The sequence below is a fragment of the Chroococcidiopsis sp. CCNUC1 genome (assembly GCF_023546805.1).
Classification (GTDB): Bacteria; Cyanobacteriota; Cyanobacteriia; order Cyanobacteriales; family Chroococcidiopsidaceae; genus Chroococcidiopsis; species Chroococcidiopsis thermalis.
Genome location: NZ_CP097480.1, coordinates 1256099 through 1279172, shown reverse-complemented (window position 1 = coordinate 1279172; position 23074 = coordinate 1256099). Strand labels below are relative to the sequence as shown.

The window sequence follows — 23074 nt, the reverse complement described above, 5'->3', positions numbered from 1 at the left end:
GCAATGCCCACCTTGACTGAAAAGCTAGGAGATTTTTTTATTTAAACTTACCTATCTTTCGATAGATGAAGTTTGAAAAAATAATATTAGCTGATTAACAATTTAAACCTAAATCGCAAATTTTTAGCTCCTGACTTGTTACGAAATTGTCACTTTTATTGGTTAAGATACAAGACGGCATGGCTGAAAAATCTCATAGCTTTCTTTATGCAATGTTTGTCATCAAATTTCACCTGGATTACTGCCAGTTTTAGATAAACGTGAGAACTTTCTCATTCAAGCTTCATGCAAAACTCACAAAAATCCTTGAATATTTAGGTGTTGTTACTCTATCATTAAGATAAGTAAATCTTGATGAGATTCGCCTCTCAAAATCATCAAAAGAGTGGCTGAACTGCTCATCATGGCTGGCATTGTTCCTGTCTTGGCTAAGATCGAGGCGATCGCTAGTAACTAGCAAGCAAGCATCCTGTTAACTGTTCTAAAGGCGAACGGTAGCTTTGTGCTGCTTGTAAAAATATTTTGAGGTTTGGTCAATTTGATATTAGTGATGAAACAAGTCTGAAACAAAATAGAAAACAAAAGATCAAATCTTTTTCGACCGTCCAACTCTACTTTATCCGATTTTTTGTTAACTGTGCTACGAAAAACGGAGCAGAACGAGAAAAAAGATCGACTGCAAACAAAATGCACAAATGAATTCATTTACTAATTTTAGCCAGTCGAATCAGCGGAACTGAAAAAGATGTTGGTGATGTCCGATCGCTGCTAGAAAGCGCTCGATGCAATTCATAAATAGAGTCATAAATGGAGGAAAGCATGAGAATTCGAGAAGGGATCAAAAACAAACGCGCTTTCATTCGCGGCTCTGCAACCAATGATTTTCTTGCCTCAATCGTCGTCTTTCTCGTCGCCTTACCTTTGTGTATGGGGATCGCGATCGCCTCTGGAGTACCACCAGCAAAGGGCTTAATTACGGGCATTATCGGCGGGATAGTGGTCAATATTTTTTCCGGTTCACCCTTACAGGTAAGCGGACCCGCTGCCGGACTAGCAGTGGTCGTTGCGGAACTGATTCAAGAATACGGAATCGAAATGTTAGGTCCAGTGCTGCTATTAGCAGGTTTCATGCAATGGCTGGCGGGAGCGTTCAAACTCGGGCAGATCTTTCGTGCCATGTCCCCAGCCGTAATTTATGGAATGCTGGCAGGAATTGGCGTGTTAATTTTTGCCTCTCAATTCCATGTTGCCATTGATGAAAAACCTCACACCCACGGGTTAGATAATTTGCTTGCTATTCCCGCTTCAATTCAAAAAGCAATCTTACCCCCTGCTAGCAGCAACCATCATATTGCCGCACTCATTGCGATCGCCACCATTATCACAATTATTCTGTGGGACAAGTTTAAACCCAAATCTTTACGATTATTACCCGGAGCATTAATTGGTGTAGTTTTAACCACGGCGATCGCCACTTCGCTACGACTGCCAATCCAGTATGTCAACGTCCCTGGCAATTTATTAGAAGCAGTACAATTACCGCAACCTGCTGGATTATTTCGCTTGCTGCACGCACCACTGATTTTGGAAGCACTAGCGATCGCCTTTATCGCCAGTGCCGAAAGTTTACTCTCTGCTGTTGCCGTAGACCGCCTGCACTCAGGTGAGAGAACAGATTTTGATAAAGAACTTTCAGCGCAGGGAATTGGCAACATGATTTGCGGCGCACTGGGGGCGTTACCAATGACAGGGGTAATTGCTCGTAGTTCGGTAAACGTCGAAGCGGGCGGAAAAACAAAATTATCTGCTATTCTGCACGGTGTTTGGATACTAATCTTAGTCGTTGCTGCCCCTGGTTTGCTGCGGATGATTCCCACCTCCAGCTTAGCGGCGATTCTGTTGGTAACAGGTATTAAACTGATCGAGGTCGAACACATTCGCAAGTTGAAATTTTACGGGAAAGCTCCCCTCGCCATTTTCTTCGCTACCTTTATCGGCATTGTTGTCACAGATTTGCTCTCAGGCGTATTGATTGGCATCGTCTTAACAGCAATGACACTGCTGTACAAAATGTCTCGCTTAAATATCCATATGCAACGAGACGACGATCGCCCTCGAATCGATATCTACTTAGAGGGAGCAGCAACATTTATTCGGTTGCCCAAACTAGCAGCAGCTTTAGAACAATTGCCACCTCAAAAAGAACTGCACGTTCACTTAGACAAGCTGGCTTACATCGACCACTCCAGCATGGACTTGATCTCGATGTGGGCAAAGCAACAAGAACAGATGGGAAGTCAGGTAGTTATGCAGTGGGACGGTTTAGAAGACCGCTTCCGCAGACCGTTTTTACCTGGACGGGCGATCGCTGCTTGAGGGAGTAGTGCGGGTTTTACTTGCGAATGCGCGACTTGTGACTTGTGACTTGATTGTGTCCCTCTGCTCTCTTCCCCGATTCCCGATTTCCGACTCCCGATTTACAACGACAAGTAGAAGCTTATGAATTTGATTTTTCTGATTCCATTAGCAACTTGTTTTTTTACTGGTTATCTTTGCCAAAAATGCCCAGGTGAAATAGCATATCTTACCGCTGTCATTGCAGTTGTTAGTTTGATTTTGAGTTTGATTTTAGCTCCTTGGCAGCTTCAGCTATTGATAATACTGCTTGTTTCTAGTGCTATTAGAAAGTTGTTGCAGCAGAATGAGTATAGATTGCGGTTGCTGGAGCAACAAAAACAAGGCGATCGCCATTCGTAGTAACTTGGGCGCTGCTCAGCCGAGGAGATCGGAGTTTTAGAGGCGCTGTCTTGACCGCAAATATATACTGGACTCATCCGTTAGGTAGAGCTTTGAGAAAAATAACTCGCACCATTGGCTAGAGGAAAGAATCTGCTTGGCTTTTTACTATAGTTGGGTGGTTGAGAAAAATTGTGAATAGTTTGACAAATAGAGAGTAGAGAGCGCACGAGCAGTAATATCTACTTCAAGTAGCGATCGCTCAACTGTATTACATAGACACAAGCCAGGAGCAACACATGACAGCCTCAAACGAACAGCGCAAAATTCGCTATGCCGTAGTTGGATTGGGGTGGATTTCCCAAGTTGCAGTACTACCAGCCTTTGCTAATGCTGAAAATTCTGAATTAGTGGCTCTGATTTCAGACGATCCTACTAAGCGGGAGGAATTGGGCAAAAAATACCAGGTGCAAAAAACTTATTCTTATGCAGAGTACGATCGCTGCCTTGAGAGTGGTGAGGTTGATGCTGTCTATATTGGCTTACCCAACCACCTGCACCGAGAATACACCGTGCGAGCGGCAAAAGCTGGGGTACACGTACTCTGCGAAAAACCAATGGCAGTTACGGAGCAAGACTGCGAGGCAATGATTGCAGCTTGCCAAGATAGTGATGTCAAACTGATGATTGCCTATCGCTTGCATTTCGAGCCTGCAAATATGCAAGCAGTAGAAATTGTGAAATCAGGACAAATTGGCGAACCACGGTTTTTTAGCTCGGTGTTTGCCCAGCAGGTAGAAGAGGCAAACGTCCGCGTCAAGAAAGCTTTGGGTGGTGGCGTTCTAGACGACATGGGCATCTACTGCATCAATGCCGCTCGTTACATATTTCAAGACGAGCCAGTTGAAGTCTTCGCTGTGGCGGCTAGCAAGCCAGAATCGCGCTTTCAGGAAGTAGCAGAAATGTACAGTGTCACTTTGCGGTTTCCCGAAGATCGGTTAGCGACGTTTACTTGTAGCTTCGGTGCTGCTCCGGTAGGGAGCTATCAAATCGTTGGTACGAAAGGAGATTTGCGGCTAGATCCTGGTTATGATTTTCAAGGAGCGCTAACGCATTACCTGACAATCGATGGTAAAACTCAGGAACGGACTTTTCCACCTACCGATCAGTTTGCCGCAGAATTAATTTATTTTGCTGACTGCATACTACAAAACAAAGATCCTGAGCCATCAGGGATTGAGGGTTTAAACGATATTCGCATTATCCGCGCCCTCGATCGCGCTATTGAAACTGGTAACCCTGTCAAGTTAGGCAAGCTAGAAAAGCAACAACACCCCTCAGCCGCTCAAATTATCGAGCGTCCACCGATTCATCAGCCAGAACTAATTCACGCTGCCGATCCTTCAGGAAACTCTTAACGATTAGTCATCATGTCACGAATACTGAATCTGATGCAAGCAAAGGTGATTTTTTGTCCTCTGCTACTATATTTTTAAAATTAAATGCAATATTTTATACTGACAAGTCAAACTACTTTAAAGACTGAAACCCGTTGTTGTGCAAAGCTTTGAAAACGAAAGTAGCTAAGTAAAATCGCTTGCTCTTAGCGATCGGACAACACTCGTGTAATGAGATCGTAAGACTGATGCACGAAAAGATAAGGCTATTTGCCGATCCCGAGCGATTTCAACTCATGAAATAGAGTGGAATAGAGCGACGATCGCTTATGGCAAAGGCTATATTTGCGCAAGTATCACTCAATTCTTGACGCTAACATAGTTGTTTTACAGCGCAAACAACACGTATATGGACAAGAAAAAACGATTATGCGCAAAAAAGTTAATTTTAATTATTAATAAAGAATTGAGATTTTTAAGTAGTAAAATTTGCTACATAACTTTTCTTTAACTACGCACACACTTTTTTTAAAAGCTTCTTTTTCGTGAGAATTCTATTACAAATCATTAGAAAAGCTTGGCAAATATCTAAGCATTATTCTGGAAAGTAGCAAACTCTGCCTGTAGTGATTAAGTAGAGTAGCCTTTATATCATATTTTGTCATGCAGTTAGCTAATCGCGTTGCAATTCCACTGCGGACTCTGACTTTACCTGAACAAACCCCGAGCAACAAAGCATAATAGTATTTCACTCTACAGGCTCTTCAAATTCACAATTATCACGCCCTCACTCTCATACATTTTTTGAACTTTTTTTTGTTGAAGAGGGTGAAGGTTGGTATTCAATAGGCGATCGCCCTATTTGGGCTAAACCTGGAGATCTATTTTTACTCGCTCCTGGTGAGGTTCACGATCCGAGTGGACTCGATGATGCAACTAAGTGGGTTGTTGGTTTTAGTGCCGAAGCTCTTAACCCTACCCGCGCTGAAGCCGATATGCTCTTAATGTTACCCGATCGCCTGCTAAACTCATTTGTTCAAACTGAAAATGCCCGAACCAAACACTATTACGTTCCAACTGAGATTCGATCGCGCTGGTTAATTCTACTGGGACAACTCAAAAGCGAACTCTGCGATCGGGGATTTGGTTCTACTGAAGCAACCCGCGCTCTGTTAATTCTATTACTGATAGAAACTGCTAGACTCGCTGCATCTGAACTACCTGAATCAAAAAAATCTTCGCCGCAAGCTCGCCCCATAGTAAAACAAGTTTTGTGCTTCATTGATGCTAATTATCGCAACTCCATCGGACTGCAAGAAGTGGCTAAAGAGGTTAACCTTTCTCCTGCTTATCTCACTGATATGATTCGTCGAGAGACTGGTAAAACTGTACTAAGTTGGATTGTCGAACGTCGGATGACAGAAGCTCGTCGCTTGCTTTTAGAAACCGATCTGGCTGTAATTCAAATTGCCGAAGCAGTTGGCTATTGTGATGCGGGTTATTTCAGTCGCCTATTTCGACGACTGAACGGCACAACCCCCCAGGCATGGCGAGTTATGTATCGCGGCTAGCATAAAAGTTAACAGTCAAAAGTTAACAGTCAAAAGTAGGGTGGGCAACGCTCACCCTACTGATTATTTGCACTCAAAGATTTGAATGTAAATTAATCTTTCACTTACATAATTTTAGCTAATTGAAGTCACAAGTAGAGTAGGCAATGCCCACCCTACTGATTATTTGCACTCAAAGATTTGAATGTAAATTAATCTTTCAATTGCATAATTTTAGCGAGATTGAGTGAAGAGAAGCCACAAGTATAAAATATCGAATCGATCTGCTAATCTTTTTCATAAAAAATGTCCAATTGTACAAAAAAAATGTCCATTGATGTTCGAGTTTATCTTGCATAAACTAGTAAACATAGAACAAATAGAGCAAGGGCGATCGACCAATGTAATGTAGTCAAACGAGCGGAACTTTAAAACATAGTTCTACTTAACAATTTCTTCAGTTAATGCTCTGATTTGAAAAAAATTGATGATTTTGCGAATAGTAGTTTGTGATTTCTGCATTATATCGATCGCAAAGTTGAAATATCGATACATTTTTGAAGGTTGAGATGATGCAATCAGCCCTAATTCGAGGAAAAAAACAATGAGACAGTTTACAATTAGTACGACCCTAATGGGTAACGTGACTGAAATCAGAGAGCAAGAAGCTGCCTTTCATATTAAATGTAGAAGTGGTGACGAACTCGTCGTCAATGTAGGTAGAGAAACCCAATTTCAGTTTGTACAAAATTTAGATGGAATTAACCGCGATCGCTATCCAACTCCAGAAGGCTTTGCTTGGAGTCCGTCACAGTTAGTCAAAAAATATATTCAACGCGGTCGCTTAGTTGCCGTTCAAGGAGTTTATCTTGAAGACGATCCCAATCGCCGCCTCGATGCGCGAATTATTAATATCTTACATGCTCCTGACGGCAAATTCCTATTCGAGCAAACGCATTGGTGGTTGGTTCAAATTGCTCGTTTAGCTGATACTTGGTTAGGTTTCTTATTTCCAAATAAGATGACTTATGAAATTGATGATTTCAAACTGTATCAGACTAACTTAAACATTATCGGTTTGCGTACCGATGATAACCTGCAAGAAAGTTCGACGCTATCGCGATTGATCTACGGTCTCTCTTCTGCTTACTTACTCACTGGATGCGAAAGCTATTTATCAGCGGCGCGTGCGGGAGTTCAGTATCAAAGAGAAACTTTTCGCGGCTTAACTAGCGATGGCAAACATTGTTTTTGGGCATCTGGTAAGCGCAAGACAGATTACAGCTATCAACTGTACATGACATCGCAAAATAGTGACGATCTCAACACAATTCCGCTCTACGAACAAATATATGCCTTAGCTGGATTAGCCCAATACTATCGAATTACTCTCGACTGGGAAGTACTAGATGATATTCAACGAACAATTCGTACCTTTAACGATTACTATCTAGATTTTGAATCGAAGTATGGCGAGAATGCTTTTGGAGATTACTTCTCACACCTCGATTATGCAACCCTAAGTTGGGATAATGAGGCGTTAGGTGACAATCAAGCGAGGAAAAATTGGAATTCCATTGGAGACCATATTCCAGCTTATTTGGTCAATCTGATCTTAGCTCTTGAGCCATTGCCAAGAACTTGTGGCAACTTTGAAGAACTTCAGAAGTTTTTAAATATCTGCAAAAAGATTCTCCACACGACCAGCACGATTATCATCGAGCAGTTTCCCGATCCAGATTCGAGCATACCATTTGTGAACGAGAGGTTTTTCCGCAACTGGCAACCAGATCAATCTTGGCGCTGGCAGCAAAATCGTGCCGTGATCGGACATAACTTAAAGATTGCTTGGAACCTGACTCGCGTTGCTAATTACTACTACTTTACAGCTGATAAATCTGTAGCTGAAAATCCAGAAGCGGCAGAGCCAACAAAACAGTTTGCCGATAAGTTGATGAAGCTTGCAGATAAATTAGGTTCGACAATGGCTGAGATTGGTGTCGATCTATTCCGAGGCGGAATTTTTGATACTGTAGAGCGCCATCCCAGCAACGGATTTCCATTAGAATTCCCTTGGAGCAACACAAAAGACTTTTGGCAACAAGAACAGGCTCTCCTAGCCTACTTAATTCTGCATGGTTGCAGTAATGAAGATGAGACGCAAAAGCAAAAGTATTTAGAACTCGCGCAAGAGACAGCCGCTTTCTGGAATTTATTCTTCCTCGATCAAGACAGCAAAGGGATCTTTTTCCGAGTCACCGAAAGCGGAATGCCCATAATTCAAGGTGGTTATGGGAATAAAGGCGGACACGCGATCTCCGGCTACCATGCCTTCGAGCTAAATTATTTAGCTCATATATACGTGAGTTCTTACGTCACGAAACAACCTTTCTGCCTTTACTTCAAACCGAATAAAAATTGTCGGCAGCGCTCGATTAATGTCTTACCTGATTTTGTCAGACCTCATAGCTTGCAAGTTAGCCGCATCAGCATTGATGGTAGCGATCGCGATGATATCGATCCCGATAACTTCCGAATTAATCTGAGCGAAAAAGAATTTCAACTCGGTTCGGAAGCAGAAATCGTCGTACAACTGAAGCCTTTAAGCGCGTAGGAGCAAACACATGACCGCGAGAATGCTTGAAGGCAAGAAAATCGCCGTACTGGTTGAAACTGAATACATTCCCTACGAGATTGAAGCATATCAAACACGCTTTGCCGAACTAGGTGCAACCGTAGATTTGATGTCTCGGCTATGGGAACAGCCCAGCGTTCGCTTTGCCGCTGATGTCGATAGCGTAGAAGTAGCAGATCGGATCAATAGACAGGAAGCGCCCCTTGCAACATTAGAAGTCAACATAGACTTTCAAAACGTAGATCTCAATGAATATGCAGCTGTCATCATGGCTGCAAATTACACCAGCGTCCGCCTGCGCTACTTTCAACCCCCACAAGGACAACAAATCAGTCCAGAACAGACTCGCACCGCTCCAGCAGTCCAATTCTTCGCTAAAGCAATGGCGAATCCCAAAATCATCAAAGGGCTGCTGTGCCACGGGTTATGGTTGCTTACACCAATGCCAGAGCTACTGAAAGGACGACGAGTGATTTGTCACGAAGTTGTCTTAGCAGACATCACGAATGCAGGTGCAATTTACGTACCACCCCCTGCTAATTCCGAGCCAAACGACCCCAAAAATATTGCGATCGACGGCGACATGGTAACGGGACGAGCAGGACATGATGTTCACGCATTTATCGATGCGATCGCGACTCAAATCAAGCAGAATTCGGAATACCCCTGCGGGGAAGCAAGCTACGGAATTCGGAATTCGGAATTAACTACGCACTAATGTGCGGGCGGTTTTACCTAACAAATAACTTGTGTGGTACAGAAATCTAGGAACAAACTCGCCCCTACAACCAATTACCAACTACCAATTACCAATTACCAATTACCAATTACCAAAAGAGGTTCCAATGACTAGAAAGATTTTGATTATTCTATCGGAATGGGGTTACTGGGGCGAAGAATTGATCGGTCCCCTAGAAACCTTCGATGCTGCTGGGTATCAAGTGGACTTTGCAACGCCAACAGGCAAAAGACCTGTAGCCCTCACCCCTAGCATGGATGCTACATTCGTCGATCCGCCTTTAGGTCGCCCTGTCGTTTCTCAAGAAATGGCAGAGAAAGTCCGCGCTATAGACGACCCCAATAACCCCCGCTTAAATAATCCAATCAGCTTGAGAGATTGGCTACCTGAAAGACCTTATTGGAGTTCTCCTAAATTTCTGCGGGAAATGGAAGCCTACTACCGCAGACTTGAGGAAATCCGCGCCAAAGATTTAAGTCAATACGATTCGATGTTAATCGTTGGTGGTAGCGGTCCTCTGGTGGATTTGGTCAACAACCAAAGAGTCCACGATTTGATCCTCAACTTCTATCAAATGGATAAACCCATTGCTGCCGAATGTTATGGCGTTCCCTGCCTTGCCTTTGCCCGCGACATCAACGATCGCAAAAGCATTATCTGGGGCAAGCACGTTACAGGTCATTGTTTGGAATATGACTACAAAGACGGTACGGGATTTATGGGAGCGAACGTCAATCCTAACTTAGGTGATATTAACTTCGGTCCTCCGTTCTATCCACTAGAGTACATTCTGCGCGATGCTACGGGACCAGAAGGGCAATTCCACGGTAACGTCGGGCATGAAGTTTCAGTCATTGTCGATTACCCCTTCGTCACAGGTCGTTCCACCCCAGACTCCTATGCAACTGGTCAACGGTTGGTAGAGGTTTTGGAAAAGGGATTAAGACGGTACGGCTGGTAGTGGAAGAGGACAAGGGAGACAAGGGAGACAAGGGAGACAAGGGAGACAAGGGAGAAATTACAGGTTACTGGTCACTGCTCCCTGCTCCCTCTCTAAAAGGAAAAAATCATGGAAAAAAGAAACGGTAGATTTGCAATTATCGAGCAATTACTTGCTGATGGTATCCGCTACATGTTCGGCAACCCCGGTACATCTGAAGAGGGGTTTCTCGATGCACTCAGCGATTATTATCCAGAATTTGAATACATTCTTGCCTTACAAGAAACGATCGCGGTAGCGGCTGCTGATGGCTACGCTCGCTCTACTAAAAAGCCTACTGTCGTGCAACTGCATAGTGGCGTTGGTCTGGGTAATGGGATCGGAATGTTGTATCAAGCAATGCGCGGTCATGCGCCGCTAGTGGTACTGGCGGGTGAATCTGGCATCCAATATGATGCGATGGATGCGCAGATGGCAGCAGACTTAGTAAGTATGGCAAAGCCTGTCACTAAATGGGCAACTAGGGTCGTTCATCCGAGTTCGCTGCTGCGGGTATTGCGTCGAGCGATCAAAATTGCCGCTACGCCACCGATGGGTCCGGTTTTTGTCTCTCTGCCAATGGATGTGTTGGATGCGCCAAATGAGGAAGAAGTCGTTCCCACCTCGATCCCCATTACGCGAGTTGCTCCCGAACCGGAGGCGATCGCGAAAGCAGCGTCAATGCTGGCTACAGCATCCAAACCACTGATGATCGTTGGTGATGGTATAGCTTATTCCGACGCTCAAGCAGAATTAACCCGCGTTGCGGAACTAATTGGCGCTCAAGTCTGGGGTTCGGATTCATCGGAACCGAATATGAGTGCAACCCATCCGTTGTTTGGTGGCTTGCTAGGTCATATGTTTGGCGAAGTCAGCAGTCGCATTACATCTCAAGCTGATGTCGTGCTGATCTGCGGTACATATGTTTTCCCCGAAGTCTTTCCTGCATTATCCGGTGCGTTTGCACCTAATACAAAAATCATTCATATCGATCTGAATGCTTACGAAATTGCTAAAAATTTCCCTGTAGATCTCGGTATAGTCAGCGATCCGAAAATGACCCTTGCTAAATTGGGTGCTGAATTAGAAAAAATAATGACTGCCGAGCAAAAGCGGCTAGTCGGTCAAAGAATTGCCCAAATTGCTGAAACGAAAAAGCAGCACATGACGGAACAGTTTGAAGCTGACAAAGCTGTGCATGACATAGTACCTCTGCATTTATCACAGTTTGCTGAGGAACTCGCCAGACATTTACCACCAAACGCGATCGTCTTCGATGAGGCTATTACTCATTCTGAAGAGCTGTGTCGCTACATTCCACCAACGACGCTGGGGCATTATTTTCAGACGCGGGGTGGTTCTCTCGGTGTGGGTATTCCTGGTGCAATTGGGATTAAGCTCGCCCATCCCGATAAAACGGCGATTGGTTTTTCGGGTGATGGTGGCGCAATGTACACGATCCAAGCATTGTGGACGGCTGCTCACCACAATATCGATGCTAAATTTGTCATTTGCAACAATCGCAGCTATCGCATTCTAAAGTTGAATATTTTGCAGTATTGGCAAGAACAGCAGCTTCCGCAAGCCGAATTTCCTGCATCTTTCGATTTATGTCATCCCGATCTGCGGTTTGACGAGCTAGCACGGGCGATGGGAGTACAAGCCGTGCGCGTGGAAACACCAGAGCAGATCAAACCCGCGATCGCTCAAGCTCTGTTCCACAACGGTCCTTTCCTGATCGATCTTGTCATTAGTAATGAAGTCCCAGGAGCGATCGGCTAGGGAGAAGAGAGCTGGGGGAGCAATTCAAAATTCAAAATTCAAAATTCAAAATTAATTCTGAATTCTCCCCATCACACCCCACACCCTACACCCCACACCCTTTCTTCACCATGATTCACCAATTAATATTTGCCCATCCCAGACCAGGGATGAGTGAGAAAGATTTTCAAGACTATTGGATTAACATTCATGCGGTAAATTATGCCAGCAAAATTCCTCAAATTAGAAGGTATTTAATCGATCTCAGAATTCCTTTTGGAGCCGAGCCAGTAGATCCGCTTTTTAGTGGTGTTGCTGAAATTTGGTTAGAAAATGAAGCAGAACAAATTGCTTCGCTTCAGTCTAAAGAGTTTATCGAAGGAGCGCGACGAGATGAACCAAACTGGGCAGCATTTTGGCGGACGGTTGGGCTAGATACTACAGCTCACGTTTTAATGGAAGGCGAACCGCTACAAAGAGATTCTAAGCGCATCAAGCTTTTGATTATGGTGAAGCGAAAAGCTGGAATGCCATTAGCAGAGTTTCGCCAAACTATGTTGCACGGTCATGCTGCTAAAGTTATGAAAATTCCAGGTTTGCAACGCTATCTTCAATGCCACGTTCGCGATAGTTTTTACGCGATCGGTGAGTCTATTCTCGACTGTGTATCGCAACTTTGGTTTGATGATTTATCTTCTCTTGAGAAAGCTTTGAATTCGCCAGAATATGAAAATCTAATTCTACCGGAATTTGGGCATCTTTTTGAAACTAATTACGTTCATAGTATGGTGACAAGTGAAAACTGGATTATTGGTCCAGATTTTCGTTAGAGGAGATTATGTTTATGTCGAAAGCAAGTGTAATTGATTTTTTTAGAGTTTGTCATAGCGATACAAAATTGCTAGAAAAATTCGAGCAGAAAAACTTACCCGAAGTTATTTTTCACGCTAAAAGTTTGGGTTACAGCTTTAATGGTGAGGAATTAGCTGAGGTTATTGGAGGTATGGAAGCTCAGATTATTACAGAGAGAATGGGTGAAGCGATCGGCGCTAATAGTAGTTTATGGCGGAAAATGTGGGGCAAGTCTCGCCTGCACTATGTAGTTGAAGAATTATTTCAGGCTTTTTCTGAGGCAGAACTAAAACAGTTTCTTAACTAAGTTTTTAAACTCGTCAAAATCCTATGGCAAGAATAGAAGTCGTTAATTTTTTACAAAAACTCGTCCACCAGTCCGAATTGCAAACCAAATTAAAAACTCTTCCTAAACTAGAAGTTTTGACATATGCAGCGCAAGCAGGTTATAAGTTCACCGAGCAAGAATTCGACGACACTGTTTGGGAACTTGAAATTTATTTAGCGAATAAATTAGGGGAAAATTTCGATTTGACATTTAGTTTGTGGGAAACAATGTGGGGCAAATACTATCTGGAATATCTCGCTGCCAATGTCATTGATAGTTTATCCCAAAAAGAGATTGATGAGTTTCTAAACCGGTAAAAAAGGTGGACTAGTCAATGAATTTTGAACGTACATTTGATTACATTATTGTAGGTGCTGGCGCGGCTGGTTGTGTCATTGCCTACCGACTGATGAAAAATCTGGGTTGTAGCGTTCTGTTACTAGAAGCAGGCAGTCCAGATAGCAACCCCGCTATCCACAACACAGATATGCAGTCGATGACTTCTCTGTGGGGTTCTAATGCAGATTGGGGTTACTCAACCGAACCAGAACCAGGTTTAGGCGATCGCCAAATCTCCATCGCGCAAGGCAAAGTTTTGGGTGGCGGAACCTCAATCAATGCCATGATGTACATTCGGGGCAATCGTCGCGACTACGATCGCTGGAAATATTTAGGTAACGAAGGTTGGAGTTACCAAGAAATCTTACCCTATTTCAAAAAATCGGAAGATTATGAAGGTGGAGCCTCGGAATATCGAGGTGTAGGCGGACCTTTACACGTCATTAACTATCGCAATCCCGCACCTGTATCCCAGGCTTTCGTGTCAGCAGCGATGGAATTGGGTTATGGGGGTAATGACTGGGACTGCAACGGCGCACAACAGGAAAATGGCGCATTTTTCTATCAATCGACTCGCACGCAAGATGATCGGCGTTGCAGTACGGCTGTTGCTTTTCTCAGACCAATTCTCGGACATCCCAATTTTGCAGTAGAAGTTAACGCGCAAGTCACCCGACTTTTATTTGCTAAACAGCGAGTTATTGGCTTGGAATATCTGCAAGACGGCAAAATTCACCAAGTTAAAGCCGAAGCGGAAGTAATTCTTAGTTGTGGTGCATTTGAATCTCCGAAATTATTAATGCTTTCCGGTATTGGAGCCGCCGAACATTTGCAAGCTCATAGTATTCCTCTGGTAGTTGACTTACCTGGAGTTGGCAAAAATCTGCAAGATCATTTGCTATTTGGAGTTGGCTATAGCTGCAAGCAAGAACAACCCGTACCTAATCTGCTTTCCGAAGCAGGTTTATTTACTTATACCAGCAGCGACATCGATCGCAGTACGAACTCACCCGATTTGCAATTCTTTTTTGGACCCGTACAATTTTTAGAACCTCAGTATCGAGTCGATGGTCCTGGCTTTACTTTCGCACCAATTTTAGTGCAGCCGCAAAGTCGAGGTACTGTTTCTTTAAGATCTAACAATCCTCAAGATTTAGCTGTTTTGCGTCCTAATTACTTGCAATCTGAAGCCGATCTCGATGTGTTAATTCGAGGAATTGAATTATCGAGAGAATTAGTGAATACTCGTGCTTTTGATGAGTTTCGCGGTGAAGAATTAGCCCCAGGAATTTCTGTCACCAGCAAAGCAGAATTAAGCACCTATATTCGACAAGTTGCTTCTACTGTCTGGCATCCAGTTGGGACTTGCAAAATGGGAAGCGATCGCGATGCCGTTGTTAATTCTCGACTGCAAGTTTATGGAGTAGAAGGATTGCGGGTTGCAGATGCTTCGATTATGCCCACAATTACGAGCGGGAATACGAATGCTCCTACCATCGCTATTGGTGAAAAAGCAGCCGATTTAATTATTGCCACTCGGTAGTTTAGCAAAACTAAAAACAAAAATTAATGAATGGGGGGCGATCGTGACAGAAACTTTTGATTATATTGTTGTCGGTTCGGGCGCAGCAGGTGCAACCGTTGCCTATCGTTTGAGTGAACTTGCTGATGCTAAAGTCTTAATTTTGGAAGCTGGCGGAACTCAAAATTGGGAAGCTATTGACGTTCCCTATCGTTGGAATGAATTGTTATTGACCGAAATCGATTGGGCTTACATGAGCGTTCCCCAGCCTGGATTAGCTAACAGACAAATCTATTCTGCGGCTGGCAAACTGATCGGCGGAACTTCCAATATTTATCACATGATTCATACCAGAGGTAAAGCCGCCGATTTTGATGATTGGGCTTACAATGGTTGTGCTGGCTGGTCTTTCAAAGACGTGCTGCCTTATTTTCAAAAACTCGAAAATCAGGAAGACGACACCAACCCTACTGCGGGTAAAGGTGGTCCAATTAATATCATTGATGCCAAATACGAAGGCAATCCAGCTTCACAAACTTTTATCGATGCCTGTGTAGAACTAGGATATCCTTACGTCAAAGATTTTAATGCCGAGGATTTTGGTGTTGGTTGGCATCACGTCGATATTAAAAATGGTAAACGTGCTGGAGTCAGAACTGCCTATTTAGAACCAGCTTTAGCTCGTTCTAACGTTACTTTAAGTAGCAATTCCCAAGCAACAAAACTATTAATAGAAAACAATCGTTGTGTAGGAGTTGAATATCAACAGGACGGAGTTTTAAAGACTGCCAGAGCCGATCGCGAAGTTATTGTTTGTGCAGGGGCAATTCAATCGCCAAAATTATTGCTGCTTTCAGGCATTGGCAATCCCGAACAACTGCAACAATTCAACATACCTACAGTAGTCGATTTACCAGGTGTAGGAGAAAATTTTCACGACCATCCGCTGATTATCGGACCTATGGGCATGATGTCCGAACCAGGAGCCGATCCCAAAGGCAATATGACCGAAGTTGCCTTATTTTGGAAATCTGAACCGTCGATGCTGGTTCCCGACTTAGAAATTTGTTTGGTGCATCGCGCCCCATTTGGCGAATCATTTTTCGGTAACGTCATCCAACGTCTGCAAACAAATCAACCAATTGCGCCAGTCAGCCAGTTAGTCGATCCGAGAATCATTTTGGCACTACCTGGTTTAGTGCGTCCGCTATCGCGTGGCTGGGTGCGTTTGGCAAGTAGCGATCCGATGGCTAATCCGCTGATTAACGCCAATTATGGCGCAGAAACATCAGACATCGATCGCATGGTCGAGATGGTAAAAATAGCACGTCAGATTTATCAAACTCAAGCCTTTACTAAGTTAGGTTTGACAGAAATCAATCCAGGTCCAGAAGTCAACAGCGAAGCAGCACTTAGAGATTGGGTGATTAACAATGTCGGTTCCTACTACCACTACGTAGGATCTTGCAAAATGGGTGTCGATCGCATGGCAGTTGTAGACACGCAACTCAAAGTTTACGGCGTGGAAGGATTGCGCATCGCAGATGCTTCCGTCATGCCTGCCATCCCCTCATCCAACCCTCATACAACAATCGTCGCGATCGGCGAAAGAGTCGCAGATTTTATTAAACAACAGAGGTAAATATGCCAGAACAATCACAAACAGAAATTTTCGATTTAGGTGACTTCCAACTATCAACTGGATTCATCCTTTCTAACGCCAAACTAGCGTATAAAACCCACGGTAAATTGAACGCAGCCAAAGACAATGCGATTTTGTTTCCACATTTTTTGGGCGGAGCGCCAGAAGCTCTAGAAATCTATATTGGCGAAGATCGTCCGCTCGACCCGCGCAAATACTTTATCATCTTACCTGGGTTGTTAGGCAACGGTGTCTCTTCCTCGCCCAGCAACACAGCTCCACCATTCGATCGCGGTGGTTTCCCGCAAACTCACATCGCTGATGATGTTATCGCTCAACATCGGCTCGTCACTGAAAAATTCGGCATCGACGAACTGTATTTAGTCCTCGGCTGGTCTGTCGGTGCGTTGCAAACTTATGAGTGGGCGGTTCGCTTTCCCCACATGGTCAAGCGTGCGGCTTCGATCGCAGGCGCTCCCAAGCCTTCTCCGTGGACTCTTTTGTGGTTGCGCACGGCAATTGAGGAACCGATCTTAGCCGATCCAGCTTGGAACAACGGCTTTTACACCGATCCTCAAGCCGTACAAGCTGGATTGCGCCGTCAAGCACACGTCATGGCGCTGACATTACCACCTCTGGGATTCTACCGTGAAGGCGAAGAAGTCTGGCGGGCGATCGGCTTCGCTTCTATGGATGATTTCGTTTCTCGCTTCTGGGAAGCCTTTATGCTGCCCCAAGACCCCAACAATTTGGTGAATCAATCGCGCAAGACCCGCGCCGCAGACCCCAGTGCTGGTGGTGACTTGTCCGCCGCACTCAGCCGCATTAAAGCACAAATGTTTGTAGTTGCTTTCACTGGCGATCGCATGTTTCCGCCGGAAGAATGCCAGCGTGACGCTGAAAGGATTCCCAACGCTAAATACTGGGAAGTTAACAGCATCGGCGGACACTTGACCACATTCTCCCTAACCGAGCAAGACAGACAGGCAATGGACGACGTGCTACGGCAAGTGCTAACAGCTTAGAAATGGGAGCAGGGAGAAGAGAGCTGAGGGAGCTGAGGGAGCTGAGGGGGACAAGGGGGAACTTGGGGACCCCGCGACCGGAGGGAGTGGGGATTAGGGGGCAAAGGGGGACAAGGGGGACAAGGGAGCAGGGGGACAACTACCAACTACCAACTACCCATTACCAATTAACCTCGCGTGCGACTTTTTTCTTAGCCCCCTTTTTAAGGGGGTTGGGGGATCGACAAACTACACCACTCACGAAGAGATCCCTCCTAACCCACGCCACTTTGCTCAAGTCGGGAAACCCGCCCACGCAAGTGGCTCCCCTTGAGAACGGGGGGAACAAGAGCAAGAGACAGTTACACGTTGCGTAATTACCAACTACCAACTACCAATTACCATCTGCATTCCTTTTACAAGCAATTTAGTATCTTCGTAGGAGACAATAAATGTATATCGGTCGCGATTGGTCAATCGAGCATAACCAACGGGCGAAAGTCAAAAATGCCGAACTCAGATATGCGCTGGTGGGAAGTGGCGAACCCGTACTTTGCATTCACGGCACGAATATTGCTGACAGCCTGATTACGCCACTGCAATTTTATCCCCAGTTGTTTGAAAAATACCAGTTTATTAGCTACTACAGAGCTGGCTATAACGGCAGCACGCTAGAAAAAGATAGTTTGAGTATTGAAGAAGGCGCAGAACACGCTAAACAATTGCTGGAGCATTTAGGGATTGAAAAAACACATATTCTAGCTTTTTCCTTTGGTGGTGTGATTGGCTTTCAATTCATGCTTTCCTATCCTGAGATGGTACATTCTGCCATCCTGCTCGAACCATACTTGCCGAGAGAAGCTCCAGAGGCAGTTGAAGCAAACGTGAATGCCTTTAACCGAGCGATGGATCTGTTTAAAGCTGGCGATCGCCTGGGTGCGGCTCAGCGCTACATGGTAGATGTCTGCGGACACAGTTTTTTGAGTGCTGTCGATCTGACAAATCCAATTGATGTATGGGACAGAGTTGCTGTTGATGCCAATATCGCTTTCACAATTGATTTCCCGGCAATTTCCAATTGGGGATTCAGAATGTCAGAGGCAGATCGGCTAGTCGAGAAAAAACCAACTATGCCAATCTTAGCGGCGATGGGATTGGACAGTGAAGCGGCGATGCCTGGTTTTCGCGAAACACAGCAGTTTCTGATGGACTGGCTGCCGCAAGCCGAACGGTGCGGCATCATGAATGCAACTCACGGGATGCAAAGCATGAATCCTGTAGAAGTTGGACAAGCTGCCCTGGCTTTTCTCCAGAAGCATCCAATGGATTGAACGAAATGCTTGTGATATTGTGTCCTTCTATTATTGCTTTTTGACACAAAATTATGCAGACACGCACTCTCGGCAACAACGGTTCCAATGTCTCTGCTCTCGGTCTAGGGCTAATGGGGATGTCAGACTTCTACGGTCCCGCTGACCAAGCTGAAAGTATCGCAACCATACACGATGCGATCGCAGCTGGAATTACGTTATTGGATACAGGAGACTTCTACGGATCGGGTCATAATGAGATGCTTTTGCGCGAAGCCCTGAAAGGTCGCAGGCGTGAAGATGCCTTTATCGCTGTCAAATTCGGGGCGATGCGATCGCCTAACGGTGGTTTTATTGGTGTTGATTGCCGTCCCGCCGCCGTGAAAAACTTCCTCGCCTACACGCTCAAACGGCTGGGAACTGACTACATCGATCTTTACCAACCAGCGCGGATAGACCATACAGTACCGATTGAAGAGACAGTCGGCGCGATCGCCGAAATGCTTAAAGCGGGCTACGTGCGCCATATCGGGCTTTCAGAAGCAGGAGCCGAAACCCTGCGCCGCGCCCAAGCCGTTCACCCGATTAGCTGGCTGCAAATTGAATATTCGCTCCTCAGTCGCGGCATTGAAACTGAGATTCTGCCGACAGCTCGCGAACTCGGCATCGCAATTACTGCCTATGGAGTCCTGTCGCGCGGTCTTTTGAGCGGTCACTGGTCGAAAGAGCGATCGGCAACAGCCCGCGATTTCCGCGCCCACCTGCCCCGCTTTACGGGTGCAAATCTAGATTGCAACCTCGCCCTCGTCGAGGCGTTACGGGCGATCGCCCACGAGAAAGGGGCGACAGTGGCTCAAGTCGCGATCGCCTGGGTTTTAGCGCAAGGATCGGACATTATTCCCCTAGTTGGGGCGCGTCGGCGCGATCGCCTTGCTGAGGCGCTGGGTGCGTTGGAAATAGAGCTGTCTGTGGCAGATCTCGCTCGAATCGAAAAGGCAGTACCAACAACTGCGGTGGCGGGCGATCGCTACGATGCCGGACAGATGGCTATGCTCGACAGCGAAAGAAAAACATAAAGACGTTAACAAGAGTTTTGCTATGCCTACCATTCAATTTACATATTGCACGGGATTAAGAAGAGAGATTTTTGCCAACGTCCGCTTAACTGGTAACTGGGACGGCAACGGACGTTATTCGGAGCAGTGGACGACTATCCCCATGCAACAGGCTATTGGTGAAGATGGTTGTCCCTGCTTTACAACAACAGTTGAGTTAGATGATTCGCAAGTTGGTTGGTTATTTCGTTGGGGTGTAATTTTAGATAGTTCAGCAGGCGCAGATCGGTGGGGCATTGCCACTGAGATTAACGATAGTAATTCGAGCGATCGCTACCGCAGTTTTACACTACAACCTGACAGCGGTAAACCGCAACCAGAAAGCTATTACCTCACCCATTCCCGTCTTCTGGGAGCGCAAAAATACTATAACGATGCTCCCCAACCAGCGATTCAATTTGCCGTTTGGTCGCCTAACGCTCAGAATGTGGAAGTAGTTTTTGGTGGCACTAGCGGTTACATAGGTGATGACGGTTCTGGTATCGACTCCTCTCGCAGTACTCTGGCTTTGTCTCGACAAAATAACGGCATTTGGCTAACAAATATTGCTAATTCCGCCCTGGCTAATTTTTCTAATTTCGACCATCTGCCCTATATGTATCGGATTACGAAACAGAGTGGCAGAGTAGAATACAAAACAGATTTATATTCCCGCTGTCAGATAGGGCAAGGAAATATCAATCCCAACGGCGCAGCTTATACTGGCGATTACCGCGAACTCGATGGTTCGGTGAGTTGTTCGGTGGTTGTCGATCCCGATCGCGTTTTGATGCAACCTGGAGATAGCATTACGTCATCTTCACAAGAATTTACCTCTGAAGCAGAGTTTTGGCAAAACGAATTTAATCCTAATCGTCCCCTTCCCCGTCGCGTTGAAGATCTCGTTATCTACGAACTGCATGTTGGTGCGTTGGGATACGGTACGAATCGACCTGGTAATTTTGCCGATGCTATACAACTGCTGCCCTACTTAGTTGATTTGGGTGTCAATGCGGTTGAATTACTGCCCATGTCTGAATTTAGAGACGAGCAAAATTGGGGTTACGAAACATCCCACTACTTTGCTTTAGAATACAGCGCGGGTGGTCGCGACCAATTAAAGCATTTCGTTCGCGAGTGCCATCGTAACGGTATTGCTGTAATTATGGATGTGGTCTATAACCACTACTCTCCAGATGCCGGACGCGCCCAATGGGCTTACGATTCGGACATTCCCGAACAAAACATTTATTACTGGTACGAAGGCAACTCCAGCAACTATTTCTACTCGGACGGCAGGCACTTCCCAGAAGGCGGATATGTAGACAACATGTCTACCGGCTTTTCTCCCCGCTTTCATGAAGAGATGGTACGGAAGATGTTTATCAGCAGTGCTGCGACGCTATTAGAAGAGTTTCATGTTGACGGTTTCCGCGTCGATCAAACAACTTCGATGCATTCGTATAACGTACTACATGCCGATGGTAGACCGTTAGGAAACGTTAATGTTTTTGGGGCTAAATTCCTGCGAGAATGGTGTCGGACGTTGAAGCTGATCCGCCCAGATGTGATGTTGATGGCGGAGGATCATTCTGATTGGGATCGAGTCACCGAGTCAACTGAAAATGGTGGTTTGGGGTTTGATGCGGCTTGGTATTCCAGTTTTTACCATAATTTAGTCGGCGATGCCAGCGCTGGAAGAGAATATGCCAAATTAATTCCCACAGCTGGCTATGGTGACAACGATCCGCTAGCAATGGATTATTTTGCAGGCGCGTTAGCAGCATCTGGCAGTCACAAAGTTGTCTACCACGAATCCCACGACGAAGCGGGTAACTCATATTACGACGAAGGTGGTCATCGCGTTGAATCTCGGCGCACGATTGTAGCAGCGGTGAACTCTGCACCCTTAATTGGCGAGACGCGGCGCTTTGCTGAGGCACGCTGTCACTTTGCTTGTGGCGTGACAATGTTGAGTGCAGGTACGCCGATGTTTCTCATGGGTGAAGAAATTGGGGCGCAAAAAGCCTACAGATACCGCGATTTCATGAACAACCGCGAAGATTTACTCGGCGAACGGCAAACCAACGGACAGCGATTGTTTCGATTTTATCAGGATATCATTCGATTGCGACTCAACAATTCAGGATTGCGATCGCACAACATTGACATCATCCACGTCCACAATGCTAACCGAGTTATTGCATTTAGACGCTGGGACAACTCCCAAGAATTTTTAATTGCTGCCAGTCTGAATAATAATCCCTTTGGATCGGGATATGCGATCGAATCTTCTCGTCTTGGCAATGGTTCTTGGCGCGAAGTTTTTAATAGCGATGCCGAACCTTATGGGGAAATAGTGTCGGTAATTTAGGCGGATCTATTGGTTCTAGCAATGGGTGGATTCATGTTGTCATTCCGGCAAATGGATTTGTTGTTTTGCAGCGAATTTAGATCCCCCAACCCCCCTTCAAAAGGGGGGCAATAAGATTTTTCGTTAGGATCGATTTAGATCTTCTCATCCCTTCTTAAATAGGAGAGCAATAGAACTTTTGTTGAACCACAAAATTCATCTGCTATCCACGTCTAATTTTTTAACTTTTAACTTTTAACTTTTGACTTACTTTACCATGCCAAAATACACAGTTGAAGATGTTCTAGATATCATTAAAACCTTTACTCCAGAAGAAAAAATTGCCCTGCAATCTCAACTAGCTACAGCTTTAAATTCTCCAGCAGGTGTAACACCTTCAAGTAGAAACCAACAATCTCAATCTTTTGGTAACGTTACCCTTGGTAGTGGCAATACTTTTGATGCCAATCAGATTTCTGCTAAAGGTTCGGTAAACTTAGCCCGTAGTACAAACAAAGGTGAATTTGTTAAACAAGAAATTCAAGAAGCTTTAGACTTATTGCAAACGCTTAAACAAGGAATTGCTCAAACTGAGAAGCTGAATGTATTAGAAAAGAAAAATGCTGAGGCAACGATTTCAGTTGTAGAAGAAGAAATTACTAAGCCCAAACCAGATAAAAATTTACTGACTCAAGCAGGAAGCGCTTTAGAAAATTGTTGTAAAAAAGTAGCAGAATTTGCCGATCCTGCCTTGGCTATTGCGAATATCATCGCCATGATAGTTTAACGGTTATCAGTGACTTGTGACTAGTGACTGGTGACTAGAAAAGAAT

General features: G+C 45.0%; 20 protein-coding genes and 1 pseudogene. All 21 read left to right on the top strand.

All coding sequences use genetic code 11. The features are described from left to right. The first annotated feature begins 819 nt into the window (after nt 1–819). Nucleotides 820–2376: a SulP family inorganic anion transporter gene (locus tag M5J74_RS06015; protein WP_106170775.1), complete on the top strand. Its 1557-nt coding sequence runs from the start codon at nt 820–822 to the stop codon at nt 2374–2376. A gap of 123 nt (nt 2377–2499) precedes the next feature. Next, nucleotides 2500–2757, top strand: a complete 258-nt coding sequence (locus tag M5J74_RS06010; RefSeq protein WP_106170777.1) for a hypothetical protein — start codon at nt 2500–2502, stop codon at nt 2755–2757. 278 nt (nt 2758–3035) lie between these two features. Next, nucleotides 3036–4154, top strand: a complete 1119-nt coding sequence (locus M5J74_RS06005) for a Gfo/Idh/MocA family protein (protein WP_250015913.1) — start codon at nt 3036–3038, stop codon at nt 4152–4154. Nucleotides 4155–4870: 716 nt separating this feature from the next. Next, nucleotides 4871–4993: pseudogene (locus tag M5J74_RS33315) on the top strand (hypothetical protein); the annotation flags it as partial. A gap of 135 nt (nt 4994–5128) precedes the next feature. After that, complete coding sequence (locus M5J74_RS06000; RefSeq protein WP_250015911.1) at nt 5129–5704, top strand: helix-turn-helix transcriptional regulator; 576 nt, start codon at nt 5129–5131, stop codon at nt 5702–5704. Nucleotides 5705–6287: 583 nt separating this feature from the next. After that, nucleotides 6288–8297 carry an AGE family epimerase/isomerase gene (locus M5J74_RS05995; protein ID WP_250015909.1) on the top strand — a complete coding sequence of 670 codons (2010 nt, stop codon included), beginning with the start codon at nt 6288–6290 and terminating at the stop codon, nt 8295–8297. A gap of 10 nt (nt 8298–8307) precedes the next feature. Then, nucleotides 8308–9036: a DJ-1/PfpI family protein gene (locus M5J74_RS05990; RefSeq protein WP_015153205.1), complete on the top strand. Its 729-nt coding sequence runs from the start codon at nt 8308–8310 to the stop codon at nt 9034–9036. A gap of 127 nt (nt 9037–9163) precedes the next feature. After that, nucleotides 9164–10018 carry a type 1 glutamine amidotransferase domain-containing protein gene (locus tag M5J74_RS05985; protein ID WP_015153204.1) on the top strand — a complete coding sequence of 285 codons (855 nt, stop codon included), beginning with the start codon at nt 9164–9166 and terminating at the stop codon, nt 10016–10018. Continuing rightward, the gene (locus tag M5J74_RS32545) at nt 10018–10146 is read left to right on the top strand and encodes a hypothetical protein (RefSeq protein WP_256498691.1); all 129 of its coding nucleotides are present in this window, start codon (nt 10018–10020) and stop codon (nt 10144–10146) included. Before M5J74_RS05985 ends, M5J74_RS32545 begins: the two co-directional genes overlap by 1 nt. Then, a complete protein-coding gene (locus M5J74_RS05980; RefSeq protein WP_250015908.1) occupies nt 10127–11818 on the top strand; it encodes a thiamine pyrophosphate-binding protein in 1692 nt (563 codons plus the stop codon). The genes M5J74_RS32545 and M5J74_RS05980 overlap by 20 nt, the downstream gene beginning before the upstream one ends. A gap of 110 nt (nt 11819–11928) precedes the next feature. Beyond that, entirely contained in the window at nt 11929–12627 is a 699-nt protein-coding gene (locus M5J74_RS05975; protein WP_015153202.1) for an EthD domain-containing protein, read from the top strand. A 14-nt stretch (nt 12628–12641) separates the two neighbouring features. After that, nucleotides 12642–12956: a Nif11 family protein gene (locus tag M5J74_RS05970; protein WP_250015906.1), complete on the top strand. Its 315-nt coding sequence runs from the start codon at nt 12642–12644 to the stop codon at nt 12954–12956. A 23-nt stretch (nt 12957–12979) separates the two neighbouring features. Beyond that, nucleotides 12980–13294 carry a Nif11-like leader peptide family natural product precursor gene (locus tag M5J74_RS05965; RefSeq protein ID WP_015153200.1) on the top strand — a complete coding sequence of 105 codons (315 nt, stop codon included), beginning with the start codon at nt 12980–12982 and terminating at the stop codon, nt 13292–13294. Nucleotides 13295–13311: 17 nt separating this feature from the next. Further along, on the top strand, nt 13312–14859 hold the full coding sequence (locus M5J74_RS05960; protein ID WP_250015904.1) for a GMC family oxidoreductase: 1548 nt from the start codon (nt 13312–13314) through the stop codon (nt 14857–14859). Between the two features lie 43 nt (nt 14860–14902). Continuing rightward, nucleotides 14903–16480: a GMC family oxidoreductase gene (locus M5J74_RS05955; RefSeq protein ID WP_250015895.1), complete on the top strand. Its 1578-nt coding sequence runs from the start codon at nt 14903–14905 to the stop codon at nt 16478–16480. Nucleotides 16481–16482: 2 nt separating this feature from the next. Next, complete coding sequence (locus M5J74_RS05950; protein ID WP_250015893.1) at nt 16483–17505, top strand: alpha/beta fold hydrolase; 1023 nt, start codon at nt 16483–16485, stop codon at nt 17503–17505. Nucleotides 17506–17507: 2 nt separating this feature from the next. After that, a complete protein-coding gene (locus M5J74_RS05945; RefSeq protein WP_250015892.1) occupies nt 17508–17861 on the top strand; it encodes a hypothetical protein in 354 nt (117 codons plus the stop codon). A 75-nt stretch (nt 17862–17936) separates the two neighbouring features. After that, nucleotides 17937–18815, top strand: coding sequence for an alpha/beta fold hydrolase (locus tag M5J74_RS05940; RefSeq protein WP_015153196.1), 879 nt, complete (start codon nt 17937–17939; stop codon nt 18813–18815). A gap of 53 nt (nt 18816–18868) precedes the next feature. Continuing rightward, nucleotides 18869–19870: an aldo/keto reductase gene (locus tag M5J74_RS05935; protein ID WP_250015882.1), complete on the top strand. Its 1002-nt coding sequence runs from the start codon at nt 18869–18871 to the stop codon at nt 19868–19870. 22 nt (nt 19871–19892) lie between these two features. Next, nucleotides 19893–22262, top strand: coding sequence for an alpha-amylase family glycosyl hydrolase (locus M5J74_RS05930; RefSeq protein WP_250015880.1), 2370 nt, complete (start codon nt 19893–19895; stop codon nt 22260–22262). Between the two features lie 256 nt (nt 22263–22518). Beyond that, nucleotides 22519–23028, top strand: coding sequence for a hypothetical protein (locus M5J74_RS05925; protein WP_250015879.1), 510 nt, complete (start codon nt 22519–22521; stop codon nt 23026–23028). The last annotated feature ends 46 nt before the right edge of the window (nt 23029–23074 follow it).

Excerpts from the sequence above, each read along its gene's own strand:
- M5J74_RS06015 (WP_106170775.1), top strand. The coding sequence starts at position 820 with ATGAGAATTCGAGAAGGGATCAAAAACAAACGCGCTTTCATTCGCGGC.
- M5J74_RS06010 (WP_106170777.1), top strand. The coding sequence starts at position 2,500 with ATGAATTTGATTTTTCTGATTCCATTAGCAACTTGTTTTTTTACTGGT.
- M5J74_RS06005 (WP_250015913.1), top strand. The coding sequence starts at position 3,036 with ATGACAGCCTCAAACGAACAGCGCAAAATTCGCTATGCCGTAGTTGGA.
- M5J74_RS06000 (WP_250015911.1), top strand. The coding sequence starts at position 5,129 with ATGCTCTTAATGTTACCCGATCGCCTGCTAAACTCATTTGTTCAAACT.
- M5J74_RS05995 (WP_250015909.1), top strand. The coding sequence starts at position 6,288 with ATGAGACAGTTTACAATTAGTACGACCCTAATGGGTAACGTGACTGAA.
- M5J74_RS05990 (WP_015153205.1), top strand. The coding sequence starts at position 8,308 with ATGACCGCGAGAATGCTTGAAGGCAAGAAAATCGCCGTACTGGTTGAA.
- M5J74_RS05985 (WP_015153204.1), top strand. The coding sequence starts at position 9,164 with ATGACTAGAAAGATTTTGATTATTCTATCGGAATGGGGTTACTGGGGC.
- M5J74_RS05980 (WP_250015908.1), top strand. The coding sequence starts at position 10,127 with ATGGAAAAAAGAAACGGTAGATTTGCAATTATCGAGCAATTACTTGCT.
- M5J74_RS05975 (WP_015153202.1), top strand. The coding sequence starts at position 11,929 with ATGATTCACCAATTAATATTTGCCCATCCCAGACCAGGGATGAGTGAG.
- M5J74_RS05970 (WP_250015906.1), top strand. The coding sequence starts at position 12,642 with ATGTCGAAAGCAAGTGTAATTGATTTTTTTAGAGTTTGTCATAGCGAT.
- M5J74_RS05965 (WP_015153200.1), top strand. The coding sequence starts at position 12,980 with ATGGCAAGAATAGAAGTCGTTAATTTTTTACAAAAACTCGTCCACCAG.
- M5J74_RS05960 (WP_250015904.1), top strand. The coding sequence starts at position 13,312 with ATGAATTTTGAACGTACATTTGATTACATTATTGTAGGTGCTGGCGCG.
- M5J74_RS05950 (WP_250015893.1), top strand. The coding sequence starts at position 16,483 with ATGCCAGAACAATCACAAACAGAAATTTTCGATTTAGGTGACTTCCAA.
- M5J74_RS05945 (WP_250015892.1), top strand. The coding sequence starts at position 17,508 with ATGGGAGCAGGGAGAAGAGAGCTGAGGGAGCTGAGGGAGCTGAGGGGG.
- M5J74_RS05940 (WP_015153196.1), top strand. The coding sequence starts at position 17,937 with ATGTATATCGGTCGCGATTGGTCAATCGAGCATAACCAACGGGCGAAA.
- M5J74_RS05935 (WP_250015882.1), top strand. The coding sequence starts at position 18,869 with ATGCAGACACGCACTCTCGGCAACAACGGTTCCAATGTCTCTGCTCTC.
- M5J74_RS05930 (WP_250015880.1), top strand. The coding sequence starts at position 19,893 with ATGCCTACCATTCAATTTACATATTGCACGGGATTAAGAAGAGAGATT.
- M5J74_RS05925 (WP_250015879.1), top strand. The coding sequence starts at position 22,519 with ATGCCAAAATACACAGTTGAAGATGTTCTAGATATCATTAAAACCTTT.